The organism is Bacillus sp. MBGLi79, assembly GCF_002953915.1.
In genome coordinates, this window is sequence record NZ_CP026521.1 from 2346245 (window position 1) to 2350548 (window position 4304).

General features: G+C 43.5%; 3 protein-coding genes. All 3 read right to left on the minus strand.

Annotated elements, in window-relative coordinates; genetic code table 11:
- Positions 1-128: 128 nt before the first annotated feature.
- On the minus strand, positions 129-1604 hold the full coding sequence (dacB, locus tag C1T29_RS11575; protein WP_069839365.1) for a D-alanyl-D-alanine carboxypeptidase/D-alanyl-D-alanine endopeptidase: 1476 nt from the start codon (positions 1602-1604) through the stop codon (positions 129-131).
- 33 nt (positions 1605-1637) lie between these two features.
- Complete coding sequence (gene galM / locus C1T29_RS11580) at positions 1638-2615, minus strand: aldose 1-epimerase (protein ID WP_103749690.1); 978 nt, start codon at positions 2613-2615, stop codon at positions 1638-1640.
- Between the two features lie 133 nt (positions 2616-2748).
- Complete coding sequence (locus C1T29_RS11585) at positions 2749-4140, minus strand: MATE family efflux transporter (protein WP_014664169.1); 1392 nt, start codon at positions 4138-4140, stop codon at positions 2749-2751.
- Positions 4141-4304 lie beyond the last annotated feature (164 nt).

The following is a 4304-nucleotide window of genomic DNA, read 5'->3' on the forward strand; positions in this document are numbered from 1 at the left end:
GTAAGGTCTTACACACTATTTATTGATCAAACTAATTTGCTTTTGTGATAATTTTTTCTAAGGTTCGACAGGGCGTTGTTACAGACAGAAAAAAACCTGTTTTCATTTGGAAAACAGGCCTGATACTATTATTGATTTGCTAAAACGACAGCAATTTGATCCTCAATATCTTTTCCATCCTCTTCATCAATCAATCCGTTTAGCAGAATAGAGAAAACAAGCTTTTTTCCGCTCTTTGTTTCTGCGTAACCGGATAGAGAGCTGACCGTACTTAGCGATCCGGTTTTTGCTCTTACTTTTCCTTGTGCAGGAGTATCTTTCAGGCGGTTTCTCAGCGTTCCGCCTACCATTCTGTCAGGATTGCCTGCAACAGGTAAAGAATTTAGATAGGCCGAGAACCAACTCTGATCTTGAATCTCGTATAACAGCTGTGAGAGTTGATCTGAGGATACAGCATCAATATGTGAGATTCCTGATCCATCCCTTAAGATGAGTGATTTGGAATCAACACCAAATTCCGGAAGCGTACTATTTAATACTTCGAGCCCCTTCTCCCAGCTTCCCTCTCCTTTTTTCACTTTCCCCATCTCTTTTACGAGTACTTCGGCATGTCCGTTATTACTTAATTTCATGAACGGCACAAAGAGTTTCGATAAAGGCATTGAGCGATGAGCGAGCAGCACGTCTGAAGAACCAGGTGCTGCACCCGTTTTGACGTCCCCTTTCACAGTAATCCCTTGTTTTTTAAGTGCTTGCTTAAATAAATCTAAGGCATATCCGGCAGGCTCCCAGACAGAAATCCATTCCTTTGTCTTGTTTGCGTCAACCGGCACGCTCCCTTCAATTGTAATCGTGTTTGTTCCATGCTCTCTTTCGATCGTGAGGTCTTTCTTTGAACCGGCCCCTGTCGTTTCGGCATCATTCTTAATCGTTATATAATCGGTTTTCGGAGAGACAGAAACAGCAGGCTTTTCTCCTTCTTTTTTATTTGGGGTGACCTCAACAATCACAGTGCCTGCATCATAGTCTTCATTCGGAGACGCTGTTAGAGCGGAGATTGGCGCACCGTAATATGTGTATTCATCGCTCCAAGGCATATCAGGTGATAATCGCATGTCATCATACCACGTATCATCACCGATCAGATTGCCTTTAATTACTTTTACGCCGGATTCTTTTAATTTCTCAGCCATTTTGTCAAAATCAGATGGTAAAAGTGTCGGATCTCCCTTCCCTTTCAAATAAAGGTTACCATTCAGCTTTTTCCCTTTTAGTGCGCCGTCCGTCCGGACCTCGGTTGTAAAAGAATAGTTCTCGCCAAGGACAGAAAGTGCCGCAGCCGCTGTCAAAAGCTTTAGAGAAGAGGCGGGCCTCATTCGGGTGTCTCCTGAATGTTCATATAGAACAGCACCTGTTTCCGCAGAGCGAACGGTGATGCCGGCCATTGCGCCTTCGAGTGCAGGATGATCAGATAAAATTTTATCGATCTGCCCGGAAAGTGCACCTTGTTTTTCAGCGGCAAGCGCATCCTGATGCATATAAGGTACCGAAGCAACGACGAAAAGCAGTAAAACAGCAACATAAAGCTTTATGCTTTTTTTCATTAATTACCCCGCCTCTCTGCGCTTCATCATTGGCTATTGATGATTCAGTTCAATGGTGATACTGCTTTCGGCTGTCGTTTCTTCTCCCGGCTCCAGCACTTGTAAACCGGTGAGTGATGAAGGTAAATCAAGGTTCACGGCGTTTGTCACCCATGTGTAAGGCTCAGGGCATAAATACCCTTGTTTTCCGTCCGCATTGTATACAACCCATTGTTTAAACTGTGCATCCGCCTTATAAATAATGCTTATATGTGCATGCTGATGATAAATGACTGCCTGATTTTCTCCGCCTCTCTTCTGATAAGAAGATAAAAAGACATCATCCAGCTGCTTGTGGCGCAAATCCATTCCTTCATGCAAAGCTTCTTTATACGGTACATCCATCAGCTTCCCGGTCGGCAGCAAGCGTTCATCTAATTCCCATTGCTGATCTGCTGTCAGGGAGAATAACGAGCTTTCTGCCGGAAATACAAATGTAGTATGATAACCAATTCCCCAAGGAAACGCTTCCTTTCCTTTGTTCATGACCGTCGCATGTTTAAATAGGGTATTCCCCTTGATCGTGTATGTCATCCGAACGACGGCATGATGAGGAATTTGCTTATGCACATGTGGGAGCTCAGAAAGATCAATTTCTGTTTCAACAATCACTTCTTCATCAGTTTGCTTCGTGGTCACGACATTCCACTTTTCATGGTAAAGAAACCCGTGAAGATGGTTGTGTTTATCCTTCTCGTTGATATCAAAATGATACGTTCTGCCCCGGAAACTGAATGTACCGTCACTTATGCGGTTAGGCGGAAACAGGATTGGAATGCCATACAATGTTGGTGTATCGTGAAAACTTTCTGCTGTTTCCGGTTCACGCAAAAGCTGGACTTTTGTTGTTTTGTCCACGAGTGAAATGACGTTGCTCCCCCACTCGGGGACAACAATCATTTCTAGATGTTCGTTGCCCGCTTTGATGGCCGGCGTTCCCAAATACGTGATGTTTTCAATAAAGTTTGCCATGTATACTCAACCTCTCCTTGATTCATTGCTAGTATAAGAATTCAATGTACTGTGCCATATTTCCTCCATTTTATGTTCCCCCCTATCAAATAAAAAACACCGTTCAAACTCATGAACGGTGTGATTCGGGAGACTATTGGATGAGACGTGTGATCTGTTTCTTTTTCCACACGAATTGATAATACCCATAAATCAACAGCAGGCTGACGGCAAACGCAGCTGGATAGCCAACCCAGACGCCGAGTATTTCAAGCTTTGTGTAGTGAGAAAGGACGAAGGCGACAGGCACCTCAACTCCCCAGATCGAAAATATACTGATTACGGTCGGCCATAAAACCGTTCCGCTTGCCCGCATCGTTGCAGAAATAATTTGGGCATTTCCAAACAGCAAATAGCTCCACAATGTAATCATCAAGAGACGGTGCGCAATGTAAAGCGTCTCTTGCTCGGTTAAAAATAACGCTAAAATCTGATGTGAAAAAACATAGATCAAAATGATCAGTACGCCGCCAATGATATAATTCAGCCAAATTCCCACGCGAATGACCTGCTTTAAGCGGTCAAATTCGTTGGCACCAATCGATTGCGCAGCGAAAATAGAAACCGCGATACCAAGGCTGACGGCCGGCATCTGTACATAGCTGGCCACCTGGTTGACCACTCCGTATGCAGCTGTTGCATTAGAGCCGTAATGATTGACGAATGAAATAACCGCTATCTCTGATAATGAGACAAGAATCATATTAATGCTTGCTGGAATCCCAAGACGCAGCAGGAGAGCCAGCAGTTCCTTATCCATTTTCAAATAACGCCGCACTGTTTTATCAAATTGCAGCGGGTGTTTTCGTTTTCGTAAATACACCATTAACACGAGAAAAGTCGCAATCGTGGAAATGACAGTAGCATATGCCGAGCCGTATATGCCCAGTTTGGGAAGACCAAACATGCCAAGGATTAAGACAGGCAAAAGGGAGATGTTGATAACCGTACTCACAATCAGTGTATAAAACGGTGTCTTGGAATCTCCTGTTCCCCGCAAAAAGGTAGTATATGCAAAATATAAAAACATAAACGGCATAGCGTAAAATAAAATACGTGCATAGTTAGCGCTGACATGAATGACATTTTCAGGCGTGCCCATTAAACGAAGGATATCCAGGGTGAATATACTGCCGATGACGGCTAACACAACGCCTAATAAAAATGTAAACGTGAGCGTCGTCCCGACAACAGCCTTTAGCCGTTCTTCATTTTTCGCCCCATAGGCTTGTCCGATCAGAATCGAGCTTCCTGAACCAATCCCAATCGTAAATGAGATTAAAAGAAAAAATAACGGGAAAAAGGATGATACAGCTGCCACTGCGTCAACACCGAGCCATCTGCCTACAGCCATCATCCCGACAAGCTGGCCGACTGATTGCAGCACATTGCTCAGCAAAAGAGGCACCAAAAAGAGTGACATAGACCGCCAGACTGATGGTTTGCTTTTCTCTTGAGTTACATGAGGTTCTTGTGATGTTTCCATATTGAAGGACTCCTTTATTTGAATTCGTTTTGAACATGCCCTCATTTTTTGACAAAAACAGGAGATGCAACATGTTATTATTCATCACTGTATATATGAAACCCTTCCCGATTCTTCTCATTTTACACATCTTTTTATCTTATGAAGAATAAGCTAGCATGTAA

Excerpts from the sequence above, each read along its gene's own strand:
- dacB (WP_069839365.1), bottom strand. The coding sequence starts at position 1,604 with ATGAAAAAAAGCATAAAGCTTTATGTTGCTGTTTTACTGCTTTTCGTC.
- galM (WP_103749690.1), bottom strand. The coding sequence starts at position 2,615 with ATGGCAAACTTTATTGAAAACATCACGTATTTGGGAACGCCGGCCATC.
- C1T29_RS11585 (WP_014664169.1), bottom strand. The coding sequence starts at position 4,140 with ATGGAAACATCACAAGAACCTCATGTAACTCAAGAGAAAAGCAAACCA.